Annotated in this window: 20 protein-coding genes; 19 read left to right on the plus strand and 1 reads right to left on the minus strand. The window is 42.6% G+C overall.

The features are described 5' to 3' along the window. The first annotated feature begins 163 nt into the window (after window positions 1-163). The 4 genes from DESYODRAFT_RS11935 to DESYODRAFT_RS11950 all read left to right on the plus strand — a co-directional run bounded on the left by DESYODRAFT_RS11935 (window position 164) and on the right by DESYODRAFT_RS11950 (window position 5,303). A complete protein-coding gene (locus tag DESYODRAFT_RS11935; protein WP_007783293.1) occupies window positions 164-3,394 on the plus strand; it encodes a DEAD/DEAH box helicase in 3,231 nt (1,076 codons plus the stop codon). 190 nt (window positions 3,395-3,584) lie between these two features. Continuing rightward, window positions 3,585-4,016 carry an IS200/IS605 family transposase gene (gene tnpA, locus DESYODRAFT_RS11940; protein ID WP_007783294.1) on the plus strand — a complete coding sequence of 144 codons (432 nt, stop codon included), beginning with the start codon at window positions 3,585-3,587 and terminating at the stop codon, window positions 4,014-4,016. Between the two features lie 399 nt (window positions 4,017-4,415). Further along, window positions 4,416-4,628 (plus strand): helix-turn-helix domain-containing protein, encoded by a 213-nt coding sequence (locus DESYODRAFT_RS11945; RefSeq protein WP_007783295.1) that lies wholly within the window; start codon window positions 4,416-4,418, stop codon window positions 4,626-4,628. 126 nt (window positions 4,629-4,754) lie between these two features. Next, entirely contained in the window at window positions 4,755-5,303 is a 549-nt protein-coding gene (locus DESYODRAFT_RS11950) for a hypothetical protein (protein ID WP_007783296.1), read from the plus strand. 143 nt (window positions 5,304-5,446) lie between these two features. Here the strand turns inward: DESYODRAFT_RS11950 and sigK are convergent, their stop codons facing one another. Further along, window positions 5,447-6,187: an RNA polymerase sporulation sigma factor SigK gene (sigK, locus tag DESYODRAFT_RS11955; RefSeq protein WP_007783297.1), complete on the minus strand. Its 741-nt coding sequence runs from the start codon at window positions 6,185-6,187 to the stop codon at window positions 5,447-5,449. Between the two features lie 102 nt (window positions 6,188-6,289). Between sigK and DESYODRAFT_RS11960 the strand changes: the two genes are divergently transcribed. From DESYODRAFT_RS11960 to DESYODRAFT_RS12030, 15 genes are all read left to right on the plus strand, one after another. Then, on the plus strand, window positions 6,290-6,946 hold the full coding sequence (locus tag DESYODRAFT_RS11960; protein WP_007783298.1) for a pentapeptide repeat-containing protein: 657 nt from the start codon (window positions 6,290-6,292) through the stop codon (window positions 6,944-6,946). Between the two features lie 170 nt (window positions 6,947-7,116). Next, complete coding sequence (locus DESYODRAFT_RS11965; protein ID WP_007783304.1) at window positions 7,117-8,562, plus strand: DEAD/DEAH box helicase; 1,446 nt, start codon at window positions 7,117-7,119, stop codon at window positions 8,560-8,562. A 58-nt stretch (window positions 8,563-8,620) separates the two neighbouring features. Then, window positions 8,621-9,475 carry an amidohydrolase family protein gene (locus tag DESYODRAFT_RS11970; protein ID WP_007783305.1) on the plus strand — a complete coding sequence of 285 codons (855 nt, stop codon included), beginning with the start codon at window positions 8,621-8,623 and terminating at the stop codon, window positions 9,473-9,475. Window positions 9,476-9,629: 154 nt separating this feature from the next. Next, complete coding sequence (locus DESYODRAFT_RS11975) at window positions 9,630-10,178, plus strand: sigma-70 family RNA polymerase sigma factor (RefSeq protein ID WP_007783307.1); 549 nt, start codon at window positions 9,630-9,632, stop codon at window positions 10,176-10,178. Continuing rightward, a complete protein-coding gene (locus DESYODRAFT_RS11980; RefSeq protein ID WP_007783308.1) occupies window positions 10,171-11,697 on the plus strand; it encodes a DUF4179 domain-containing protein in 1,527 nt (508 codons plus the stop codon). The genes DESYODRAFT_RS11975 and DESYODRAFT_RS11980 overlap by 8 nt, the downstream gene beginning before the upstream one ends. A gap of 529 nt (window positions 11,698-12,226) precedes the next feature. Continuing rightward, window positions 12,227-13,663: an IS21 family transposase gene (gene istA, locus DESYODRAFT_RS11985; RefSeq protein ID WP_007782006.1), complete on the plus strand. Its 1,437-nt coding sequence runs from the start codon at window positions 12,227-12,229 to the stop codon at window positions 13,661-13,663. Next, on the plus strand, window positions 13,663-14,424 hold the full coding sequence (istB, locus tag DESYODRAFT_RS11990) for an IS21-like element helper ATPase IstB (protein ID WP_007782005.1): 762 nt from the start codon (window positions 13,663-13,665) through the stop codon (window positions 14,422-14,424). Before istA ends, istB begins: the two co-directional genes overlap by 1 nt. Window positions 14,425-14,428: 4 nt before the next feature. After that, window positions 14,429-14,650 carry a DUF5348 domain-containing protein gene (locus tag DESYODRAFT_RS11995; RefSeq protein ID WP_242833471.1) on the plus strand — a complete coding sequence of 74 codons (222 nt, stop codon included), beginning with the start codon at window positions 14,429-14,431 and terminating at the stop codon, window positions 14,648-14,650. A 68-nt stretch (window positions 14,651-14,718) separates the two neighbouring features. Continuing rightward, window positions 14,719-15,060 carry a hypothetical protein gene (locus tag DESYODRAFT_RS12000; RefSeq protein ID WP_007781996.1) on the plus strand — a complete coding sequence of 114 codons (342 nt, stop codon included), beginning with the start codon at window positions 14,719-14,721 and terminating at the stop codon, window positions 15,058-15,060. A gap of 417 nt (window positions 15,061-15,477) precedes the next feature. Next, window positions 15,478-16,587, plus strand: a complete 1,110-nt coding sequence (locus tag DESYODRAFT_RS12005) for an immunity 26/phosphotriesterase HocA family protein (protein WP_007783309.1) — start codon at window positions 15,478-15,480, stop codon at window positions 16,585-16,587. A gap of 131 nt (window positions 16,588-16,718) precedes the next feature. Then, window positions 16,719-16,934, plus strand: a complete 216-nt coding sequence (locus tag DESYODRAFT_RS12010) for a DUF7336 domain-containing protein (protein ID WP_007783310.1) — start codon at window positions 16,719-16,721, stop codon at window positions 16,932-16,934. 674 nt (window positions 16,935-17,608) lie between these two features. Continuing rightward, the gene (locus DESYODRAFT_RS12015) at window positions 17,609-17,845 is read left to right on the plus strand and encodes an acyl carrier protein (protein ID WP_007783311.1); all 237 of its coding nucleotides are present in this window, start codon (window positions 17,609-17,611) and stop codon (window positions 17,843-17,845) included. Window positions 17,846-18,187: 342 nt separating this feature from the next. Then, entirely contained in the window at window positions 18,188-23,020 is a 4,833-nt protein-coding gene (locus tag DESYODRAFT_RS12020; protein ID WP_007783312.1) for a RecQ family ATP-dependent DNA helicase, read from the plus strand. Between the two features lie 222 nt (window positions 23,021-23,242). After that, window positions 23,243-23,539, plus strand: a complete 297-nt coding sequence (locus DESYODRAFT_RS12025) for a nucleotidyltransferase family protein (RefSeq protein ID WP_007783313.1) — start codon at window positions 23,243-23,245, stop codon at window positions 23,537-23,539. Continuing rightward, window positions 23,523-23,957, plus strand: a complete 435-nt coding sequence (locus DESYODRAFT_RS12030) for a HepT-like ribonuclease domain-containing protein (RefSeq protein ID WP_007783314.1) — start codon at window positions 23,523-23,525, stop codon at window positions 23,955-23,957. The genes DESYODRAFT_RS12025 and DESYODRAFT_RS12030 overlap by 17 nt, the downstream gene beginning before the upstream one ends. Window positions 23,958-24,564 lie beyond the last annotated feature (607 nt).

Raw genomic sequence — 24,564 nt, forward strand, 5'->3', positions numbered from 1 at the left:
ATATTATATTATGCCACTAGCAATGACTAATATTCATTGAGCTAGTACATGCTTTGAATTATACCAAATTGGAAGAAAGAAAATGATAGTTACAGAACTTCCGTTATGTCCATATACTTAGCTTTCTCAAGGCTAATCTCACTCCGTGAACTAGAGGTGCATCATGTCCGAAATCATCTATGGCCTATACGAGCAAATCATCAACGGAATTATCAACGAAAATCTGGATAAAGTGGATCGGCAACTAATCTTTAAAGATACTCAGCCCCTGGATTCAGCTGAGTCTTCTAAAATTCTGGCTGAATACCTGACGAAAATTATGCGTGAGATTTTGGATTATATTGAAGATAGAGACTCTGTCGTCATAGACCGTGTCAATTTCTGTAATGGTATCTTACAATACATAGCCGAATGTATTCAGAAAGGGAGCTTTAGCTTCAAAAAGGATCAAGAGACCTTAAAACGAGTTGAGAGTTTCCTAATAAATCAGGACGCCCAACTCTTACTAGCCTTGGTAGACAAGAATGCAAACAAGCCAAAAGCTTTACCTACCTCGGAAAAGATCGTGAGGCCAGAGACTTCAATCGCGGAGAACTCCCTCTTTACTGGGGCAGTCCATGAGCCGAGCATGATCTCCGAACTCAAAAAGGAAATCCTAAGCAGTGACAGAATAGATTTCCTCGTTTCCTTTATCAAGTGGAGCGGCTTGCGGTTAATCATCAATGAACTGACCCAGTTTACCATGGGCGGTGGTAGACTGCGGGTTATCACCACCTCTTATCTAGGAGCCACGGATTTTAAAGCCGTAGAACAACTCAGTAAACTAACCAACACGGAAATACATATTTCCTATGATACGGAACGGACCCGCCTTCACGCCAAAACCTATGTCTTCTGGAGAGATACCGGCTTCAGCACCGTTTATATCGGATCATCAAATATCTCAGAGTCAGCTATGACCAGCGGCTTGGAATGGAATATCAAGCTATCCCAATATGACTCCGGAGATATCTTAGAGAAAATCCGGGCCACCTTTGAAGGATACTGGAATAACCTTGAGTTTACCCCTTTTATTCCAACCCTTGATTCTGAGCGCTTGAGAAAAGCCTTAAAGTCTGAGCGAAGAAACAGTCAGGATGAAGCCAATGCCTTAGGGTTTCACTTTGATCTGAAGCCTTACTATTACCAGCAGGAAATTCTGGACAGATTGAAGGCTGAGCGGGAAGTGCATCACTCGTTTAAAAACCTGGTGGTTGCGGCCACGGGGACGGGTAAGACCGTGATCGCCGCCTTTGATTACCGGGACTTTTGCAGGACAAACCACACTCGCCCCAACAAACTGCTCTTTGTCGCCCACCGAAAGGAAATATTAAGCCAAAGTTTGGCTTGTTTTCGCGGGATACTCAAGGATCTCAACTTTGGTTCCATGATGGTGGGAGGTCTGAAGCCGGATAGCTTTGATCATTTATTTGTCTCCATCCAATCCTTTAACTCGAAGGATCTAACAGAGGTCACTTCCCCTGATTTCTACGATTATATTGTCATTGACGAATTCCATCACGCTGCTGCCCCATCTTACCAAGAACTTTTGGAGTATTATCAGCCGAAGGTGTTGCTCGGACTGACGGCAACCCCTGAGAGAGCGGACGGCCGGAGCATCTATACATATTTTCTAGGCAGAGTGGCTGCTGAAATCCGCTTATGGGAAGCTATTGAACGGAAATTGCTCAGCCCCTTTCATTATTTTGGGGTAACGGATAATGTTGACCTTAGTCGGGTTCACTGGGTTGCCGGCAATTACGATGAACGGGAACTGGAGAACCTCTATGTGTTCGAAAAAGCCATTGCCGAAAAAAGGGTTAGCTATATTATCAGCGCCCTAGAAAAGTATTGTTTGGAACCTGGGGAGATCATCGGAATTGCTTTTTGCTTAAATAAGAGGCATGCTGAATTTATGGCTCAGGTTTTTAACAAAGCGGGGATTGCTTCAGAATTTCTGGTGGCGGAATCGGAGAGCGCTGTGAGGGATAGCGTGAAGCGGCGTTTGGTGACGAAGGAAATCACCTTTGTTTTTGTGGTGGACATTTATAATGAAGGAATTGATATTCCGGAAGTGAATACGGTTCTTTTTCTGCGGCCTACGGAAAGCTTAACTGTTTTTTTGCAGCAGTTAGGCCGGGGGCTAAGACTCTGTGAGGGAAAAGAAGCCCTGACGGTCTTGGACTTTGTGGGACAAGCGCACCAGAAGTATTCTTTTGAAGACCGTTTTAAAGCCTTGTTATCCAGGTCTCGCAAAACCATTGAGCAGGAAATCAAGACGGGTTTTGCCAATGTGCCCAGAGGCTGCTCCATCCAATTGGAAAAACAAGCCCAGGACTACATTCTGGAGAACATACGCAATGCCGTTAATACTAAGCGTAATATAATCAGCAAGCTCTATGATCTTATCGAAACTAAACAAGAACTTAAGGTTAGGGAGTTTTTCGAAGGTTATCATGTGACACCCCAAGACGTCTACAGCAAAAAGGCAACGGTTGTGGGACTGGCAGCCCAAGCCGGTTTACTGACGGGATATGAGGCAGATGCAGAGCGGGAACGATTGCTTGCCTCTGCGCTTGGAAGATTATCTTTTGTAAATTCCAGACGCTGGATTGGTTTTATGCAGAAGATCTTACCGCTGATTCTTTTAAGTAAAGGCTCTTTATTGCATTCTTTAACTACGGTGGAACGGACAATGCTAACCATGGTTCACTATACACTATGGGGTAAGGGGCTAGGTAATCTGGACAAGAGGTTTGCTTCAATAGAAGAGGCAATTTATTGGGCCATTAATGATCAGCGGCTTTACCAAGAACTAATGGATTTACTGGACTATCAATTCGGCAAGATCGATTTCGTGGATAAGCCTTTAATTGGTTTTGAGGATGAATATCCACTCGACTTATACTGTGCCTATACCTTTGATCAGATTTTGGTGGCTCTGGGCAAACATACGGAACAAAAGAGGAGCTCTTTCCGGGAAGGAGTTCTCTACTTGGCTGAGAAGAAACTGGATGTCTTTTTCGTGACCTTGAACAAGTCTGAAAAGGACTATTCCCCCTCAACCATGTATCAGGATTATTCCATCAATGAAGAGCTGTTTCATTGGCAGTCCCAAAGCCGGACGACGGTGGAATCCTTGACAGGGCAGAGGTATCTTAGCCAAGCAGCCAGTGAAGGGAAGGTGCTGTTTTTTGTGAGAGAATATAAGCAAGAGGGAGCTTTTACTACTCCGTATACTTGTCTTGGCTTTGCCGATTTTCAAAGCCATTATGGTTCAGCGCCCATTAGTATTGTCTGGAAGATGAAGGAGCCACTGCCGGGGTTTGTAATGAAGAAGACGGTTAAAGTTTGATTTCTGCTGTTATTGCGCAGGGATTGCCATTGTCGCGAAGAGGTTAAATAGTTATAGCTCTCATCTAAGCCTAGGTGGGGGTTATTTAACTTTAATTTCAATGTGCAAGGTTTAAATCCCCCGCCTTTAAGGCGGGAAAGGTTTTAGCGATGAACTTTTTCAGCCATATTATTCATGAGAGGTGAGTAATATGGTTGAATATAGGAAAAGCAGCCATGCAATCTATGATATAAAGTATCATGTAATATGGGTAACCAAGTATCGATATAAAATCTTAAAAGGAGAGATTGGCCTAAGATTAAGGGAGCTTATCCGGCAAGGATGTGAAGCACGAGGGATAACCATTGTGCAAGGGAGTATAGGTCGGGACCACGTTCACTTGCTATTGTCTTGTCCAGCAACTTTGGCCCCCAGTAAAATTGTGCAGTATTTGAAAGGAAGATCATCGCATTTGATGCAAGATCAGTTTCCAGAATTAAAGAAAAAATACTGGGGTCAACATTTATGGGCAAGAGGGTATTTCTGCGCAACGGTAGGCACAGTGACCGAAGAAACTGTGAGAAATTATATAGAAAATCAGGAACTGCATGATAAAGGGGATAACTTCAGAATCGAAGACTAAGTTTCAGTTAGAAGTCTTTAGCTTGCTTTAGCAGATGGGCTTTTTAGAAGGCGTTCAGCCTTAACGCGAGTTTTACTCGCAACGTTAAATCCACCTGCTTCAGCAGGTGTGTTGTTTAATTATTCTTGCTTTCCTGGGCCGTCTGAATCCGGGCTTGACTTCATAAGAACAAATTCACTGTCCCTACTATTTAAGTATATTTCTTCAGTTAGACGCTGGGTTTGTTGAATTTCTTCAATGATATCGGTCATTTTGTTGAAGAGTATACTATACAGTTCTTTATAATTTACCAATGTTCTTCACCCCTATAGTGCTTTACACTCACTATTTTATGCGATAATCGCATAATAATCAATATGCGATTATCGCATACTATAAAATAGTGATGGGGTGAATACCGTGTACCAGCGATTACGTGACTTGCGAGAAGACGGGGATTTGACTCAGCAAGAGCTTGCTACCTTGCTGAAGGTAAGCCAAACAACCTATTCAAGATATGAAAGTGGTGTCCTGGATATTCCTAGTACCTCGCTTATTAAACTTGCCGAATTCTATAAAACTAGCATCGACTATCTGGTGGGATTGACTAATAATAAAAGGCCCTATCGTTAATGCTCAGTGGAACATGCAGTAAAATTGAAGAGAATTGGTTCACAATCTTCTCCAAGACCTTTGTGCTGAGGGTCTGAATTCAGACTTTCTACGTTAATCCAAACCAAAACTAAAGGGGAGCTATGCATGAAAAATAAGATTTTGGTAACTGGTGTGTTCCTTCTCTTAGTTCTTGCAGCGGGTGGTTACTGGGTTTATTCTGAACGGGGTGAGACAACAGTCTATGGTGCGATTGAAAAAACTGGACGAAGAGGCAGCCGGGTAATTTATCAGGAAAAAGTTAAGGGTGGCGTAGTTGTTTTCACTAAACGTCTTACCGGAGATAGTAACACAATTGATGCCGGCTATGTAAAAAAGGGGTTGTTTGGCTGGAAATGGATTTTGGGAGGCGGTTTTTCCGGCCACTCGGGACAGTATTTCCAAGCAGTTTCCGGAACTCCGTTTCCTATGCTGGTTGGCACCATTGACAATGACCAAACCACAGAGATTAAAGTGACTGATTCTGAACACAGAAATTCCAAAGATGCTAAAATAGTTGGTACCGGTGATGATCGAATTTGGTTTGTTTTTGTAAATGAATCTGACGGACCGGCTTTTGAAATAGACACGTTATCAGACTCGGGTAACGTTCTTAATTCTAAAACCATCGACATTCGAACCAGTACAACCTTTTAGCCTCCGTAAGAAGTTATATTGTCAGTTTATGGGAAACGATTATTAGCAATGCCGGCGTCGTATACGTCGAAACTGAAGTCAATATTCAATCCAAGACCACTGATAGACGGTCTTGGATTGTCATTTTACTGATGCCTATATGCTTATGGTTTTCTCTCTTTCATTAGCTTGATTAACATTTGGCGGGCTTTTTTTTCAAGCCTTGATACATAGGACCGTGAAATCCCAAGTGTTTCGCTTACCGTTTGTTGAGAATACTCTGTACTGTTCATCAAGCCAAATCTCATTTTAAGAACCTGGCGGTGAAGGATTGGTAGTTTTTTTACGTTTTCAAGCAGATCGCGTTGATCTTCATTGTTTACGACTTGATCAAGAATTGGTTTGTTGTCAGCACTCAAACGGTCAATCAAACTTAATTCATCCCCACTGTCATCTGGTCCAATAGGTTTAAAAAGGGAGGTTTCTAAGTTGCTTCGATCTTTACGAAAGTACATAAGGATCTCATTTTTGATACAGCGTGTGGCATAAGTGCTTAGTTTGGCACCAATATTAGGATTGAAGCTATCGATGGCTTTAATTAAGCCTATCATTCCTATTGAAAACAGATCTTCGTTTTCTTCTTGATTTTTGACAAATTGTTTAACGATAAATGCCACTAGGCGCATGTTGTGCTCGATCAGCATGTTTCGTGCATGTTCTACTTCAATTATTTCATCTATCCCGTCTAAATCTGAGTTTATATGAACACGCTGTAGGATTTGGAAGTAACGTGCTTCATCCTCTTGACTCAGAGGGGGTGGAAAAGAATTATTGTTAATATATGAAACCAGTAGGGGTACCCCTTTGAGTAGTAAAAGGGCCAAACTAGTCAGGATAACTTCCATTAACCTCAGCCTCCTTTCACAATGTTCTATATTATGTGAAAGAGATGAAGTTGGTGTTTGTCCTAAGAGTGAGTGACTAAAAAGTTAAAGACGGGGTGTAGTATGGAAGATAGGAAATCAAGCCTGGAAATAATATCCCCTGGTCTCCCGAAGGAGTTAGATATACTTTCAATTTTCGATAAATGTATTCTACCGGAAGATTCATTTACTAAGGGGATTATTAGCAATGTTCTGTGCAAGGATCAAAATGCTGACCATGTATCCTTTAACAAAGTGCTTTTTAAGAACGTAAAGTTTGACAATGTGTCCTTTAAATACCTCGATTTAGTCGATGTTAGGTTTGAAAACTGCGATTTATCCAATGTGAATTTTAGCCAGTCTGTCATACATAAAGTAGAAATGATCAACTGCAAAATGGTTGGCATGAATATGAGTGAGTCTGCGCTGCGGAATGTACTTTTTGAGGAATGTGATGGAAGTTATGCTTTATTCCGTTTTTTGGATTGTAAACAGGTTGGTTTTAAGAATAGTTCACTTGGCAGCGCTGACTTCTACAAAGCTAAATTTTCAAAAGTCGCGTTTAACAATTCTAATCTGCAACAAACTGGAATGTCAGGAGTAAGCTTAAAGGGAATTGATTTAAGCAGTTGTAATATAGAGGGCTTAGGGGTTACCGTGGCTGACCTGGATGGCTGTATTGTTTCCCCTGAACAAGTAATATCGTTTTCAAAACTCTTAGGACTTATCATTAAGAGATAATTCTGGAATAAAACCTTGAGATACCGCTTGAACTGGTGAAAAGCTAAGCATAAATTTGCTTAAAGATGGATTTGCATTATAATTTAGTTTAGGTCGTCCCCAAATAGTTGGTAAGCTTATACTCTGAAGGCCTGAATCAGGAATTGTCATAAGGAAAGAGAGACCTCTCAATGAACAAGGGTAATTTTAACGACTTTCAATTAAGCAGTGAATTATTAAAAGCAATTAGCTTACTGAATTTCATCAGTCCCAGCAAAGTCCAGGAGCAAGTGATCCCGGCAGTCCTGGCCCAAAAGGATATCATCGTCAAGTCCCAGACCGGAAGCGGAAAGACGGCGGCCTTTGCTATCCCTATTTGTGAATTAGTGGACTGGGAACAGAATAAACCGCAGGCCCTAGTCCTTACCCCCACCAGAGAACTGGCAGTTCAGGTCAAAGAAGACCTGTTTCATATCGGCAGATTTAGAAGAATAAAAGTAGCAGCAATTTTTGGTAAGTACCCTTTTCAAGTTCAAGAAAAGGAACTTAAACAAAAAACCCATGTTGTGGTTGGAACCCCGGGTCGCTTGATCGATCATATCGAAAGAGGGACCTTGGATCTATCAACTATAAAATACCTGGTCATTGATGAGGCTGATGAAATGCTGAATATGGGCTTTATCGAGCAAATCGAAACGATCATTGCCAACCTGGCTCATGAACGGGTGACCGTTTTATTGTCAGCGACAATGCCCCAAGATATCAATGTTTTATGCAGTAAGATTATGAGAAATCCCATCCGCGTGGAAATCGAAGAACAGAATCCGGCGGCCGATCGGATCGCTCAGGAACGATATCTTGTCGATCAGACAGACAAGATGAAGCTTCTTCGAGATCTGACGATGGTTGAAAACCCGGACAGCTGTATGATCTTTTGCAATACTAAGCAAACTGTCGATGAAGTTTACACAGAACTCATGAAGCTGGACTATTCTTGTGATAAACTTCATGGCGGAATGGAACAACGAGATCGATTGAATGTCATGAAGAATTTTAAACAAGGATATTTCAGATATCTATGTGCGACAGATGTTGCCTCAAGAGGTCTGGATATCGAGGACATTACCTTGGTCATCAATTATGATATCCCATACGACCGAGAAAGCTATGTTCATCGGATCGGAAGAACAGGCCGAGTCAACAAACTGGGTAAAGCCATAACCTTTGTTACCAAAAACGAAGATAAGTTTTTGAAGGAAATCCACGACTACATCGGCAAAGAGATCCTTCTAAAGGAAAGACCGGAAGAAGCAACGGTGCATGAGTCGAAACAAGGTTTTATGGCGAAAAGCAATACCTTGCCGGAAATCAAGGAAACAAAAGGCATGCAGCTGAGCACTGAAATCATGAAGATCCATGTGAATGCCGGGAAGAAAACAAAAATGAGACCCGTCGATATTGTGGGTACGCTTTGCCGTATTGAAGGCATAACCGCGGCAGATATCGGAATCATCAATATCCTGGATGTATCAACCTTTGTTGACATCTTGAACAATAAGGGTGAGGTGGTGCTGCAGAATCTGCAGAACACTCCGATTAAGGGCCGGCTTCGGAAGGTAAGCAAAGCAGAGCGGTAAACACAAGAACTAGGTGCTTTAAGGCAGGCATAGGAAACTAAATACGGGGGATGGTATTTTGAAAATCATTGATGCGCATTTGCATTTTTCATGTCGCCCTGGATTTAATGAAACGGCGAAAAATATATCACAAGTGGAATTTAGTGCTCAAGGGCTAAGACAAGAGTTCGAACAAGCCGGTGTTGTAGCTGGAATCATCATGTCAACGCCCAGTCGGGAGCCCAGCCAACCTTCGGGAAGTCCGGAAGAATTTGTTTTGGCAGATGGGACTGTAGAAGGTTTACTTTCTTGTGTAGGCGTCAATCCTGAAAGGCTTAAGGAAGATCATAAAGAACTTGATTATATTGAAGGAGAACTTAAAAAAAGGGGAGTGACAGGGATTAAACTCTATCCCGGTTATTTTCCATATTACGTGTATGATTCGATTTATGATCCTATCTATGAGCTTGCTCGCAAATACGAAGTTCCCGTAGCGATTCATTGTGGCGATACCCAATCCCCAAAAGGGCTTTTAAAATATTCCCATCCGTTAACGATTGATGAGTTAGCCGTAAAACAAGAGGACGTTACGTTTGTGATCTGTCATATGGGCGTCCCGTGGATGATTGATGCGGCAGAGGTCACTGCCAAGAATCATAATGTTTACGCAGACTTATCCGGACTCATCGCAGGGAATAAAGAGCACGTGATGAAAACCAAAGATAAAAGGCTTTACGTGGAGTATATACAACAAGCCTTAGTCATTTCGAATTGCTATAATAAAGTTCTCTTTGGATCAGATTGGCCACTTGTACCTATTAAACCTTATATAGAATTTATCAAGCTTGTTATACCGGAAGAGTATCACGAAGCTGTATTTTATCGAAATGCTCTTACAGTTTATCCCAAACTTCATGAAATTTTATCAACTTAGGTTTTATATGCCCCACACCGGAATCAGCAAGGTGTGGGGCATAGCAGTTATAACAAGATTATTTCTTTGATTTAAAACTTTTTAGGGCTCAGTGAAGTCCAATAAGTGAAGCCCAAACTCGACCAAACGAGGAATCCGGACAGAGAGGTGAGCAATGGAAGCGCAAACTATTGTCGCAGCAATAAGAGGAGATGCTGAGGCTTTTTACGAGCTTATAAATTTTCATAAGCATCAGCTATATCGGATCGCTTTTCGGTATTTGAAGAGTGAACATGATGCCCTCGAGGCTATTCAAGAAATGACCTATCGTGCTTACCGCAGCATACATAAACTTAAGGAGCCTAAATACTTTCAGACCTGGCTTATTCGCATTCTTATTAATGTCTGTAACGACGAGTTAAAGCGGCTTAAAGCCCAACTTCCTCTGACTGGTGAGGTTATTCAATCTAAACTGACAGCCTTAGATGACTCAACTGAACCGGGAGGAAGGGTGGATTTGCAACGTCTGGATATTCTAGAGGCCCTCGATCGTCTCGATCTCAGATATCGTCAGGTTATTGAACTGAAGTACTTTGAGGATTTAACGATTCAGCAAATTGCTGTTGTTTTAGAACGACCTGAAGGTACGATCAAGACCTGGTTATTCCAGTCATATAAACTGCTTAAAGAATTCCTTCAAATGAGGGGGGACAGTCATGTTTGAACAAAATGAACCAGATGAGAGCATTAAAGGGGAAAAGGGAACTTTTAGCTATTCAGAAACGATGGATGAGTTAGATACATTGGACGACTTGGGAAAATTAATGAATGAGTTTAATGCCTTTCACGAGCTTGAGGGTGTTAATCAAGTTCATGATCAATTGATTCAGGCCAAGCTTCGGGTTGCTGACATGCCTATCCCCAATGAACTCGACGATCATATTCAAAAAGGTTTAACTAAGGGAATAAAAGCCCAAAAGGTATGGCGTTTCCGCAAATGGAATACTCTCGTGGCATGTTTTCTGCTGGTCGCCTTCATTACGACTGCTCGGGTTTCTCCCGCCGTTGCAGCTGTATTGCATAAAATACCAGGTTTAGGTTATATTGTTCAACTTATAAACTATGATAAAGGACTTCAATCCGCAGTAGAGAATGATTTTATCTTACCTCTGGGGGTCTCGGATGAACATGAAAATATTGTGTTTACCGTCGATGGAATCATTATGGATGAGGCAAGTCTAGTTATATTCTACACGGTGGAAAACAAAAGGGGAGAAGGTACCTTTGATTTTTCCGAAGTTGGGATCTTTGATGAAGTGGGTGAGCCTCTGAAGGAGATTTCTATTGGTCACAGCAGCTCTGGTGACCCTGATGAGGATGGTGATGGCAAGATTCAGTCTCGAATTAATGTCAACTTTTATGACAATACTGTTATTCCAAATCGACTAACCTTGAAAGTCAAGCTTCATCAAATAGTTCAAGATGTTCCCGCCGCTCCTTCCTCTCAACTACCTTCAACTTGGGAAATCACAATCCCTGTGGACAAAGATAAGTTTGTTGGTATGAAGACGGTTTATGAAGTCAACCGGAGTGTAGTTATTGAAGGGCAAAGAATTACCTTGGAAAAGGTTACTGTTTATCCAACGCGCATATCCCTGAATATATTCTATGATCCGGCGAATAGCAAAAAGATCTTTGCCTTTGATGATCTGACTCTAGTCAATGAAAAAGGGGAAGAGTGGGGTAGTATTATAAACGGAGTGAGTGGCAGCTATCCAGATGAGAACCGGGAAATTCTCTTCTTCCAAAGTAATTATTTTACCCAATCCAAAAAACTCTTTTTGAGAGGAAAAAGCATCCGAGCTATGGATAAGAAGAGTTTAAGCATTACTCTGGATCCAGAAAACGAAAGAATCCTTGTTGGCCCGCCAAACCTTGTGCTTGATCAGGTAATTAAGAATCCCGCAGAAAATAAAATGGATTTAATCTTCTCCCTGAAAACTAATCCTTTGTACGATGAAAAGCGTGGATTTGGTGTATTTCCCTTTGAATTCATGGATGCGCAAGGAAATTCATTCGAGATTAAAGGGCAAAGTACAGCAACTAGCTCTGACAAACCAGGGTATGATAAAACCTTATGGCTAACTCTCCCGGATGACCAATTTTACCAATCTCCGATCACATTTCAAATTCAGGATTATCCAAGTCGGATTACGGGTGAGTTTGAGATTAGAATTAAATAGTTGAGGGGATGCATCTCATGATTGCATTTGCGGCACTCATTGTTCAGGCCGCCTCATACTTGAGGCGGCCAGCGGATGATATTCGCTTTTACATTATCGAATTGGATTCCAGCTTCTGTTCAATATGTATATCAAGGCACTTAGTATTTCTTGCTACAAGCTAGACGAGAAGTGGCGGCTACATGGCCGCCGTTCTTTTTTTGCTTCACCTAAGCTTGTAGCGGGTAGATAAGAAGGAACTCTCCTTTTCAGTGCAGGGCAGGAAAATTAATTGCTTAAAGGAGAAATGGCCTGTTAGTTGAATATAGTTACTAAAGATTTGGCGATAATTGGCTTTGGCCGAAGGCGGATATACTGCCGCAGATTCTTTTAGCCGAAGGCTCTTTTGGTAAGACTCTAGATAAACCTTGTATCTGCTAACATAAAAGTGTACCACTTAGACATGGTTTGCTAACAAAAAAGTTGACCACCCTGAGCCCTAACCTGTTATGCTCGATTTGTCCAAGAATCAGCAAAACAGGAGGAAGGAATGCTTAGAATGGTCGACAAAGAGTATATCAGAAAGAAACATTTTTTGGAAGGATGGTCAATCCGAGAACTCAGTAGACAACTGAAGATTTCCAGGCAAACCGTAAGGAAAATGCTAAAGGATGGTGAAATACCGAAGTACCATCGAAAAAAGCCTAAACCCAGTCCGGTCATGGATCCTTATCGAGACGTCATAGAAAACATCTTAGAAATGGATACAAATGCTCCACCAAAGCAGCGGCATACCTCAGCTCGTATTTATGAACGACTTCATGATGAATATGGATTCAAAGGCGGAGAATCAACGGTCCGACGCTACGTGCGCAGTTTAAAAGATGTAAAGAATGAGTGTTTTCTTTTGCTCGAAGCCGCACCAGGCGAACAAATGCAGATCGATTTCGGGGAAGCCCAAATCTATTTAAAAAATAAGCTTGTGAAAGTTTTGTTATTCTGTATGCGCTTAAAGCACAGCAGCGTACCGTTTGTTATCGCTTTCCCAACCCAACGTCTTGAAGCTTTTCTTGAAGGCCATAATCGTGCCTTCGCATATTTTGGAGGTGTTTGTAAAGAAGGCTTGTATGACAATGCCTCTACTCAGGTCGTTAAAATCCTTGAAGGTCCCGAACGAGAAGAACACACTTGGTTTTCCAGTCTGAGGGCTCACTATCTCTTTAACAGCTTATTTGCCCGACCTGGTCGTGGAAACGAAAAGGGCAGCGTTGAATCTCTTGTTAAATATGTACGTAAACGCGCTTTAGTTCCAGTTCCATCGTTTCAGACATGGGATGAATTGAATGCTCATCTGCTTTCTTGGTGCCAAAAAGAGAAAGAGAAGCATATGGATCAATGGCTTGAAGAACAAAAAGCTCTGCGTCCGCTTCCCGTCACCTCCTTCTCCGCTGCACGGCCAAAACCCGTTAAAGTGGATTCTTATGCTTTAGTTACGGTCGATCGTAACAAGTATTCCGTTCCATGCCAGTATACTGGCCAAGTGCTTCTAGCCAAAGCGTATGTGGATCGTGTAGACATCATCCATCTTAGCCAAATTGTAGCAACACATCCTCGCTGTTATGCCCGAGGTGAAGCTATCCTTGAAATCTTGCATTACCTACCCGTGCTTCAGCACAAACCTCATGCCGTCACCCATGCTAAAGTGGTGAGGCAGCTCCCGGCAGTGTTTGGACGTTTACGTGAACGAATGGTCGGGGTCCATAGCCGCGGCTACAAAGACTTTCTTGAAGTTCTGCTTCTGCTGCGTGACTATTCCGTTGCCGAACTGACCACAGCGTTGGAATTGCTGGGTGAATCTACGATCACAGCGGATACTATCCGCCAAATAGTATCAGGAGATAATGTTCAACCCCAAGTCTATTCAGAAGCCATCACGACCATTGATGATGCGACGAAATACGATCAACTTCTAGCGGAGGTGATCTAATGGATGCCTCTGCCATTATTGAAGCGCGGATAGAGCTGGCCTGTGGGCAACTACGGTTGCCGGGACTTGCTCAATACTATCGAGACATTGTTCGCGATGCTCTTGAACGGAATTCAGATCACTTAAGCTTCTTGGCAGCTTGCTTGGAATATGAGGTTGCCCGAAAACAAGAGCAAAAACAATTAGCCTTACTTAGGCAGGCCAAATTTCCGGTCCTTAAAACACTGCAAGAATTTCAATTTACAAAGATCCCTAAACTGCCAAAAATGAAGGTAGAACAGCTTGCCGGGGGAGATTTTGTCGGTCACCACGAAAACGTTCTTTGCATCGGAAAATCTGGAACTGGTAAAAGCCACATAGCCATTGCTCTTGGGATAGAGGTTATGCGTCAGGGGTATCGGGTGCGTTTTACACCGGTTATGCAACTCATCCAGGAGTTGCAGCAAGCGGAATCGGAATACCGTCTTCCCCGTTATCTGAAAACCTGGAACAAATATGATGTCGTGATTCTTGATGAACTTGGGTATATCCCTTTGGGAGAAGGCGGCAAGCTTCTCTTCCAGTTTATTTCTCAGCGTTATGAACGAAGCAGCCTCATTATTACCTCTAATTTGGAGTTTTCCCGCTGGATCGAAGTGTTTGGAGATCCCGCTTTAACCACCGCACTATTGGATCGACTGACCCACCATTCTCACATCCTTGTGTTTGATGGCGAATCACACCGATTCCGTGAGCGCTTAAGCCGCTCAGAGGAGGTGTGAAGTGGTGAGTAGAAAGACGACGATTCACTACAACCGTGAGCAAGACCAGTGGTGTGTCAAATTAAATGAGCGGATGTATCCCTTACACTGTGGAGAATCCTTTCTGTTGCATATAGGAAAAACCACGTTTTCATGCCAATTGGAGTTAGATGCTAACTGGTATGTCATTGTTCAGGAAACTCCCTTCGTGTTGCATCCAACGACTATTTATAGCGTGAGCATGTGAGAACGTCTAGTGGCAACAGATAAGCCTATCTTAATCCAGCTTGAATACGTTAAAATGGAGGAAATTACGTGAATCGATTCAACCGCGACCTTAAAAATCTAATTCAAATACTGCTCAAAAATAATGTACCGGCAATTTATCCTGCAGAAATAGCCCGCATGCTGCATTGTGAAGTGGAAATGATTCAAACTATACTCTTTCAGATGGTAGAAGAAGAGAAGCTTGAGCAGGCGTATGAACTGCATTGTGGCGAATGCGGTGAGATCATGTGGGTTTATGAGGACCCGGACCAATTAGATGGTCCTTCATTTCCTTGTCATGGCTGTTACACTCAAATGGATTCCATTACTATGAACGAAACGGTATGTACATTCTATCCACAAGGGAATAAGCGAGTGGTTTATGCGTAACCCCAAAGATTGATTCGGTCTTGTCTGTGGATAGGTGGCTTAGTAGCCTAGGGTTACTCCGGCGGATAACTTACTTTCTCCTTGGTGATAGAGGCTGAATTTTTCGCGGCGCGTGTAAAATCTTCATTCGGACTACGTCCTCACTTCGATTTTACACGCGCACTCTCTCCAAAAGAAGAATATGTCATTAACATTCGTATGTATTTAACGCTAATTTTTTTTGCCAGGGTAGGTCAACTTTTAAGTTATCAAGGTGGTCAACTTTTAGGTTGACAAATACAAACCTAAAGTATAGAACACTGCTACTAACACTTAGGAAGATAAAACGATATAGCGTATCGGAAATTCACAACTTTATGGGCATTATTCTTATTCGGGACCCAAGTAGATGAATGTTTATTCGAAGGAGATTTTCCAATGTTTGAATTAACAAACGAAGAACGCAAATATCTAGGATTAACCCTTGTTTCTTCTACTTGGGATTTAGTCAAACTCATTCCGAGTCCACATGATAAGCGAGATACATTTGTATATTTTGACGGAAATACTATCTGCAAGCGAATAATAATAAGCGAAAATACTTATTTCGAACATAATTTAAATGAGGAAACAACCAATAGCAGAACAGAGCTTCTCCCAAAGACGGGAAGAGGTAAAATTGTGAAATTGACCACTTCAACTCTCGAAAAAAGAACGCCAAAAGGAATGTATTTTTCTTTTAATGGTAGCAATGTAACTATTGGTAAATGGGAAACGAACAGAGAATTTTATAGTTCCTACATTGAAGATATAAAATTAAATACTTTTGAAGATCTTTCTGGTTGGATAGAACAGTGGATAAAAGAAACCACCATATCAGACTTAAACGAGCTTGCAGAATTTGCATCATTACCCAAAAAACATTACAAATATAGCGTTGGCGATTTTTTTAGATTTAAGCTAAATAGAAGATTATATAGTTATGGAAGGATACTGCTTAATTACGATAAGATGCGAAAAGAAAAAATCAAATTTTGGGATATTTTAATGGGCAAACCGTTGGTAGTGAAGGTGTATTATATCGCAACAACCGACAAAAATATTAGTTGTGAGGATTTAAGAAACCTTAAAGCGATGCCCTCCCAATTTATAATGGACAACCCGTTTTTTTATGGTGAATATGAAATTATTGGGAGTTTACCACTAGCAGATAATGAGCTAGACTTTCCTGTTATGTATGGAAAAAGTATTGATATAAGAGATGGTAATAAAGTATTTCTTCAGTCGGGGAAAAGTTATTTTGAGCTAAATAGAACCCATGCTTTATATTCAGAGTTTAGAAACAACGGAATTGTTTTTGGAATAAATGTGAAACTGCCGATTTTGGATAAGTGTGTAAAACTGCATAATAATCAACCCTACTGGGAGCAAAATAATTATACGGCAAATAAAGATTTGCGAAATCCAAAATTTTGTGCAGAACGAGAAATGATATGTAAACAATTTGGAGTTTCAGAAGCGGATATTTTTTCAAAGATGATTCTCTAAAAGTTAATATGAATTTTAAGTTGAAGACCCATCCTACGGAGATATTGGTCAGTATCATAGTGATTGAGAATATAACAAATTAAACAACGAGGCGATGGGGATTCAATTAATTAAGCAAAGGTGATGCATTAATGGTGGCTGTGTTTCTACTTCAGCATTATTATGAGGTTGAGAATCTAGAGGAAACTAAGATTATTGGAATTTATTCTACAAAGGAAAAGGCAGAAGTTATTATAAGAAAATACCAAGAACTACCGGGGTTTAAACTTTATCCTGGTGGTTTTTATATTGATGAATACAATCTAGATGAAGATAATTGGACAGAAGGATTTATAAATGTCGGCTAATTTCAATAAAAGCAGCATCTGATATCAACAACGAGCTAAAATTCAATTTTCACTGCCGGTTTTAGCATAGGAAATTGATAAACATCAAGCCGATGGATTTCGCCTAGGGCAGGACCATAAACTGATGCGTATTTTCATGGGTACGGAGCCGGACAGCTTGTCTCCTCAAATTCGGATTCGAATCCGAATTTGAACTACGGATATCCTTGATAAGAATACACCTGGAATAGTCTGGGATAAGTTTTATGCTTTTGTCTGGAAGATTATGCTATAATAATTACAACAGGTTGTCGTGGGACGGTTAGCCACACCCTTTTAGAAAGGGGGTGGTAAGATGATCTCAATGGTTGAGGCGATGTATTTAATGATTGCATTTGCTACACTCGTTGTTATGATCATGAAGAAGAAATAACCGCCCCAGGCTAGGATGGCGGTTATTTCTTATAATCTCTGATTCTGGCTAACCGTTCGGTTAGACAATCTGCCGGGCTGGCGTGCTGGCAACACGTCAGTCCTTATTTATATTATATCCATAGATTGTAAAATATGCAACCGGTTCACTTTAACCCTTTGCAAAACGATATTCTCAGATTTAACTTCAGTCTCGGTGCAGAGGATATGGTACAATAGTTCAAAAGAGTATATAAGCGCTGATGGAAGGTGTGTGACTAAAAATGGAAGACAGAGTACTATACACTATAAACCATATTTTACAAAGGAAGAAGAGAAAAATAACCCTGGAGAGCCGTTTGCGGGAAGACCTATTTGTAGATTCGGTAGATATGGCGATGATTATCGGAGATCTGGAGGATGAATTTGAGATAACCATTACTGATAACGAGTTTGCGGATGTGGTGACCGTCAATGATATTGTAGAGAAACTGAAAGCCAGAGGTTTATCCGAATACTGATTAATTATTATTTGAGTGATATAACCTGTCGTTCCCTGCTTCTGAATTTGAAGCGCAATTCATCTGGTTCCTCCTCCGCTGTTTGGGCATGATCAAAGGAGGTTAAGGTGGCAATTGGGTTGGTCGGGATAATAGATGGGATACCTGCGCACAGACATTTACAGCCATTATCTGAAATGTATGTGCGCTTTGTTATTTTGCATCTCCCCTTTCGACAGAGTATGAAGCGGGAGATTATTAGGGAAGACTCTGGGTAACCTTAAAAGAACTATAGAAATCTGAGGTGGATGGGGATGGAATAGCAGGAAAATAGAAGAAAAGTGGAGAATTCTGTAGGATGAAGTGAGAACAAAGGAGGAAACGACCCTGAAACCCATCGTCTTTATCGATACAGAAATTGAACCGAAAAGTGGCAAAGTGCTGGACATCGGCGGTGTCAAGGGTGACGGCGGTTCCTTCCACTCCAATTCTCTGGTTGACTTCGCTAAGTTTCTTCAGGGGTCGGACTATGTTTGCGGCCATAATATAATCAAGCATGATTTGCAATACATTCGCCGGGCCCTCATTGCTGCCGGTCTTGAGGATCCGGAGATTATTGACACCCTGTTTCTTTCCCCGCTGCTTTTTCCGGCCAAACCTTATCATAAGCTGGTCAAGGACGATAAGCTGCAAACAGAAGACACCAACAATCCCCTGAATGACGCCATCAAGGTCAAAGACCTTTTCTTTGATGAGATTGCGGCTTTTCAGCAGGCGGATGACGGTTTAAAACAGATCTTTTATCAGCTCCTGAGAGAGCAAAAGGAGTTTGTCTCCTTCTTTCATTTCTTGGGCTATCAAGGAGACAATATCCATCTCGAAAAAGCAATTCGTGAAAAGTTTCATTCTCAAATCTGTGCCAACAGTGACCTGGCCCGGATAATCGGGGACTATCCCGTCGAACTGGCCTACTGTCTGGCCTTAATCCATACGGATAACCGCTATTCCATCACGCCGCCCTGGGTTTTGAAGAGCTATCCGGCAGTAGAACGGATTATGTTTTTATTGAGAAGCAGCCCCTGCCTGACCGGCTGTGAGTATTGCGATCAGGCCCTGGACGTTCAGCAAGGGCTGAAGCGTTTCTTTGGCTTTGATCATTATCGGACCTATGCCGGGGAACCTTTACAGGAGCAGGCCGTTCAAGCCGCGGTTGACAACAAATCTCTTTTAGCCGTCTTTCCTACCGGGGGCGGCAAGTCCATTACTTTTCAAGTGCCGGCCTTAATGAGCGGGGTCAGTACCAAGGGGCTGACCGTCGTCATTTCTCCTTTGCAGTCCTTGATGAAAGACCAGGTGGATAACCTGGAAAAACTGAATATCACAGATGCGGTGACGATTAACGGTTTGCTGGACCCCATCGAACGGGCCAAAGCTTTGGAGCGGGTGGAAAATGGTTCGGCCTCCATTCTGTATATCTCGCCGGAGTCTTTACGTTCCAAGACCATTGAACGCTTGCTGTTAGGCAGAAATGTGGTCCGTTTCGTCATCGACGAAGCCCACTGTTTTTCCTCCTGGGGCCAGGATTTCCGGGTGGACTATTTATATATCGGGGACTTTATCAAATATTATCAGGAAATGAAAAGCCTTGGGGAAGGGATTCCTGTTTCCTGTTTTACGGCCACAGCCAAGCAGAAGGTGATCGCGGACATCCGGGACTATTTTAAGGAAAAGTTAGCTCTGGAACTGGAAGTCTTCAGCTCCAATGCCTCCAGAAGCAATCTGCATTATGAGGTCTTCGAGAAGCAGGATGAGGAGGACAAGTACAATACTCTGAGAAACATGATTGAAGAAAAGAACTGTCCGACCATCGTCTATGTATCGCGGACCCGCAAAGCAGAGGGGTTGGCCCAGCGCTTAAACCAGGACGGTTATGTGGCCGGAGCCTACCATGGTCAGATGGACAAACAGGAGAAAAGCGAAAATCAGGATGCCTTTATGGGGGGAGAACTTCAGATCATGGTCGCCACCTCGGCTTTTGGCATGGGGGTGGATAAGAAAGATGTGGGCTTGGTCATCCATTACGACATCTCCGATTCTCTGGAGAATTACGTTCAGGAAGCGGGCAGGGCAGGACGGGACGAAAGAATTTCCGCCGCCTGTTGTGTGCTGTTTAATGACGATGACCTGAGCAAGCATTTTGTGATGCTGAACCAGACCAAGCTGAGTATACAGGAAATTCAGCAGGTCTGGAAAGCGGTGAAAGATCTCACCAGATCCCGGAAACAGGTGTCTCAATCCACCTTGGAAATTGCCCGCAAGGCCGGTTGGGATGACAGTATCATGGACATCGGCACCCGAGTGACCACGGCCATTGCCGCTTTGGAAAATGCCGGCTATCTGAAAAGGGGCCAGAATAGCCCGAAACTCTACGCCAACAGCATTCTGGCCCGAAATGCTGAAGAGGCTATTCAGAAGATTGACCGTTCCTCCCGTTTTAGTGATAAGCAAAAGGAACAGGCCGCACGGATTATCAAGAAACTGATCTCCAGTAAAAGCAAAGGACGCTCCGGGGATGAAGTGGCGGAAGCAAGGATCGATTATATCTCGGATCATTTGGGGATTGTGAAGGAGGACGTCATCCGGATTGTCAATCTTTTGCGGGAAGAAAAGATTTTAGCGGATGCTAAAGACCTGAATGCCTTTATTAAGAAAAAGGATAGCAGGAAGAATTCTTTGAGTATTCTGAAGACCTATGGGCAAATCGAAAAATTTCTCCTCACCATCATCGGCGATGAGGAAAAAATCATTCATCTCAAGGAGCTAAATGAGCAGGCGGAAGGGGCGGACTGTGCAGAGGTTTCGCCCAGTAAGCTCAAAACCATTCTCAATCTCTGGGCAATCAAAAACTGGATCAAGCGGCAGACAACGCCCCATTCTAAAAACCATCTGGCCGTCTTGGCGCTGTTTGACAGAGAGACCTTGGCGGCTAAGCTGGAAAAACGCAATGAGATTGCCCGCTTTATTTTGGATGTGCTTTATGATCGAAGCCAGGCAGACCCTGCTGCGGATGAAAGCAGCCGGGAGGAAGTGCCGGTAGCTTTTTCGGTTTTGGAACTGAAGGATCAATATGCCCGGCGCTCCACCCTTTTTCAGACCGGCGCGACGACGGCGGAGATTGAGGACGCCCTTTTCTATCTTTCCAGAATCGAAGCCCTGAAGATCGAGGGCGGCTTTATGGTGGTTTATAATGGGCTGACCATTGAACGTCTGGAGCAGGACAACAAAAAGCGCTACAAATTAGAGGACTACCAGAGGCTGGAGGAGTATTACCGGAATAAAGTCCAGCAAATCCATATTGTTGGCGAATATGCCCGGAAAATGATCAGGAACTATCAAGAGGCCCTCCAATTTGTGGACGATTATTTTAAGCTGAATTACACCTCCTTTCTGCAGCGGTATTTTCCGGGCAGCCGTCAGGACGAAATCCAACGCAATATTACCCCTGCCAAGTTCAAACAGCTCTTTGGCGAATTGTCCCCGACCCAACTGAAGATCATCAAGGATAAGGAATCCAGGATCATGGTCGTCGCCGCCGGACCGGGAAGCGGCAAGACGCGGATTCTGGTGCATAAGCTGGCCTCACTGCTGTTAATGGAAGATGTCAAGCACGAGCAATTGCTGATGGTGACCTTTTCCAGATCGGCGGCGACGGAATTTAAGAAGCGTTTGTTAAAGCTGATCGGCAATGCGGCCAACTATATTGAGATCAAGACCTTTCATTCCTATTGCTTTGACTTATTGGGCAGAGTCGGCTCCCTGGAAAAGTCGGGGAATGTCATTCAGGAAGCGATTAAGCGGATCAAGAACGGCCAGGTCGAACCGGGCCGGATCACGAAAACCGTCTTGGTGATTGATGAAGCCCAGGACATGGATGCCCATGAGTTTGCCTTAGTCAAGGCCTTGATGGAAGAGAACGAGGGGATGCGGATCATTGCCGTTGGCGATGACGACCAGAATATTTTTGAATTCAGGGGGGCCAGTTCTAAATATATGGAGAGCCTGATCACCGAACATGGGGCTGTGCTGGTTGAACTGGTGGAAAACTACAGGAGCAAGGGTAATCTCGTCGATTTTGCCAATCAGTTTTTAACGCGCCTGCCCAACCGCTTAAAGCACACGCCGATTATGGCCGTTAAGAGTGACCACGGCAGGATTAAGCGGCTCTGCTATGGCAGCCGGTATTTGCTGATGCCCTTAGTCGAGGACCTCCTGGCCCAGGGGCTGACCGGCAGCACCTGTGTTTTGACGAAAAGGAATGAAGAAGCGTTACAGATTGCCGGACTGCTTATGAAGAAAGGCAGGCAGGCTAAGCTGATCCAGTCCAATGAGGGGTTTAACCTCTATAACCTGCTGGAAATCCGCTATTTCCTCAGCCGCCTGAATTTGACGGAGGATGTGTATATCATCCGTGATGATCTTTGGGAAACTGCCAAGAGGAAACTGGCGGAGCGGTTTAGGGGCAGCTTGAATTTGGAGAGTTGTCTGAATTTGATTAAGGATTTTGAGGCGGTGAATCTCAAGTATAAGTACAAATCGGACCTGGAGATCTTTATCCGCGAGTCCGCGCTGGAGGATTTTAGCGGCGAAAATATGGAAACGGTCTTTGTGTCCACTATTCATAAGGCCAAAGGCCGTGAGTTTGACAATGTCTTTCTGATGCTGGACCACTTTGACCCGGGAACCCAGGAGGCCAAACGCCAGCTTTATGTAGCTCTGACCAGGGCCAGGAATAATTTGACCCTTTATGATAACGGGAACTATTTGAATTTTATCAAAGCTGAGGCTATGCAAGTGGTTGTTGATTCTCAAACCTATCTTCCGCCTCAGGAATTGGTGATGCAATTATCCCATCGGGACGTTCAGTTGGATTTTTTTCTCTACTGCCGGCATCTGGTTAAGGATCTGCAGAGCGGGGAATTCCTCGGTGTTGACGGGAAGGGCTGCTATAATACCAAAGGCCAGGCAGTTCTCAAATTCTCCCGGCAATTTTTACAGCAAATCGAGGGGATGAGGCAGAAGAATTATGTGCCGAAAACCGCCAAGATACGGTTTATTGTCTACTGGAAGAAAGAAAACACTGAGGTTGAGGTGAGAATTGTTTTACCGGAGCTTTACTTTGAGAAGAAGTTGCCGTGATTATTAATCAGAACTAATCTACATGGGAGGATCATGAGAATGAAGTATACTTGCACGTTGATTGTGGTAAGAAAAGCACATTGACGGGACAATTTCCCCATGCTATGCTGAGAATACCAATAATTGGAGATGGGAAAATGCCGGGTTAATAGTTTAGTTTATTAATTAGCCAAAAGTATTAAACAAAAAAGTCTTAGATAATGACAAGAGGATGTGATCTGAATGTCTGAGCAAAATCATCAAATATCTGAATTAGAAAGTATTATGGTTCAAAATAATCTATTTAAGAAATTCAAATTGAGCAAATTAGGAGTATTCGGTTCTATGGCAAGAGGAGAAATGTCTAATGACATAGATATCCTCATTGAAGACAATGTTGATTACCGATCACTGTCAGTGTTTAGAGATGAGCTCAAGAAACTTACAAATAAGCACATAGATATTGTAATTGAAAGGTATGCCAATCCCATCGTGCTGCATAGAGCAAGAAAGGAGATTATCTATGTTACCGAGCCTTAAGAACGACCTCATGTATCTGCTCAATATACTTGAATGTATTGAGAAAATCATACTGTATTCCGCAGATTGTGCCGGTGCTGAAGACTTCTTCGAAAAGAACGAACAGATGAATTTCAACGCCACTTTGAATCTTTTGACAAACATCGGTGAGAATGTTGGAAAAATCAGCAAAGAGCTTAAACAGATATATTCGGATGTAGATTGGTCGTTGATAAAAAGCTTCAGGAATCGGGTAGTGCATGACTATATTAATATTGATACTTTTATGGTGTTTGATATCATCACAAATGATCTCAAAATGCTTAGAGGTACGATTATGAATATTGTGGGGATAGAACTGGATAAGGGTAGTTTCGATACAGAGGAATACGAGGTCGCTAAGAAGAGTTTCTATTATCGGCATATTAAGTTTAATTAAATAAGTACAGAAGTGCTGCTTAATCTCAAGGGATTCGGAAAACTGACAATGTCAGTTTTTTATACTATTTATACTATCAGAAAGCATAAGTTCTGGGGGCACTAAAGGGTACCTGATTCTAAGTATTCAGATCATCAATAAAAGCACTGACGCTGTCAAAAGCTTTGCTCATATTGCATGAGAATTGTTTTACCGGAGCTTTACTTTGAGAAGAAGTTGCCGTGATTATTAATCAGGCCGCCTCGTTTAGAGACGGCCTGAATCCCGTAATAGTCAGAATAAGTTTCCTGTTTTTACCTGGAAGATTATGTTATAATAGTTATAACGGTTGTCGAGGGACGGTTAGCCACACCCTTTTCGAAAGGGGGTGGTAAGATGATCTCAATGGTTGAGACAATGTATCTCATGATTGCATTTGCGACACTCATTGTGATGATCATGAAGAAGAAATAACCGCCCCTGGCAAGGTTTGCGGTTATTTCTTAATAACATGTAAGCCGGCTAACCGTTCGGTTAGGCAATCTTGCCGGGCTGGCGTGCTCTCAACACGTCAGTCCTTATTTAATATTATATCCATAGATTGTAAAATATGCAACCGGTTCATATA

The organism is Desulfosporosinus youngiae DSM 17734, assembly GCF_000244895.1.
Lineage (GTDB): Bacteria > Bacillota > Desulfitobacteriia > Desulfitobacteriales > Desulfitobacteriaceae > Desulfosporosinus > Desulfosporosinus youngiae.

Excerpts from the sequence above, each read along its gene's own strand:
- DESYODRAFT_RS11965 (WP_007783304.1), top strand. The coding sequence starts at position 7,117 with ATGAACAAGGGTAATTTTAACGACTTTCAATTAAGCAGTGAATTATTA.
- DESYODRAFT_RS11935 (WP_007783293.1), top strand. The coding sequence starts at position 164 with ATGTCCGAAATCATCTATGGCCTATACGAGCAAATCATCAACGGAATT.
- sigK (WP_007783297.1), bottom strand. The coding sequence starts at position 6,187 with ATGGAAGTTATCCTGACTAGTTTGGCCCTTTTACTACTCAAAGGGGTA.
- DESYODRAFT_RS11960 (WP_007783298.1), top strand. The coding sequence starts at position 6,290 with ATGGAAGATAGGAAATCAAGCCTGGAAATAATATCCCCTGGTCTCCCG.
- DESYODRAFT_RS12005 (WP_007783309.1), top strand. The coding sequence starts at position 15,478 with ATGTTTGAATTAACAAACGAAGAACGCAAATATCTAGGATTAACCCTT.
- DESYODRAFT_RS12010 (WP_007783310.1), top strand. The coding sequence starts at position 16,719 with ATGGTGGCTGTGTTTCTACTTCAGCATTATTATGAGGTTGAGAATCTA.
- DESYODRAFT_RS12025 (WP_007783313.1), top strand. The coding sequence starts at position 23,243 with ATGTCTGAGCAAAATCATCAAATATCTGAATTAGAAAGTATTATGGTT.
- DESYODRAFT_RS12015 (WP_007783311.1), top strand. The coding sequence starts at position 17,609 with ATGGAAGACAGAGTACTATACACTATAAACCATATTTTACAAAGGAAG.
- DESYODRAFT_RS12030 (WP_007783314.1), top strand. The coding sequence starts at position 23,523 with ATGTTACCGAGCCTTAAGAACGACCTCATGTATCTGCTCAATATACTT.
- istA (WP_007782006.1), top strand. The coding sequence starts at position 12,227 with ATGCTTAGAATGGTCGACAAAGAGTATATCAGAAAGAAACATTTTTTG.
- tnpA (WP_007783294.1), top strand. The coding sequence starts at position 3,585 with ATGGTTGAATATAGGAAAAGCAGCCATGCAATCTATGATATAAAGTAT.
- DESYODRAFT_RS11980 (WP_007783308.1), top strand. The coding sequence starts at position 10,171 with ATGTTTGAACAAAATGAACCAGATGAGAGCATTAAAGGGGAAAAGGGA.
- DESYODRAFT_RS11950 (WP_007783296.1), top strand. The coding sequence starts at position 4,755 with ATGAAAAATAAGATTTTGGTAACTGGTGTGTTCCTTCTCTTAGTTCTT.
- istB (WP_007782005.1), top strand. The coding sequence starts at position 13,663 with ATGGATGCCTCTGCCATTATTGAAGCGCGGATAGAGCTGGCCTGTGGG.
- DESYODRAFT_RS11975 (WP_007783307.1), top strand. The coding sequence starts at position 9,630 with ATGGAAGCGCAAACTATTGTCGCAGCAATAAGAGGAGATGCTGAGGCT.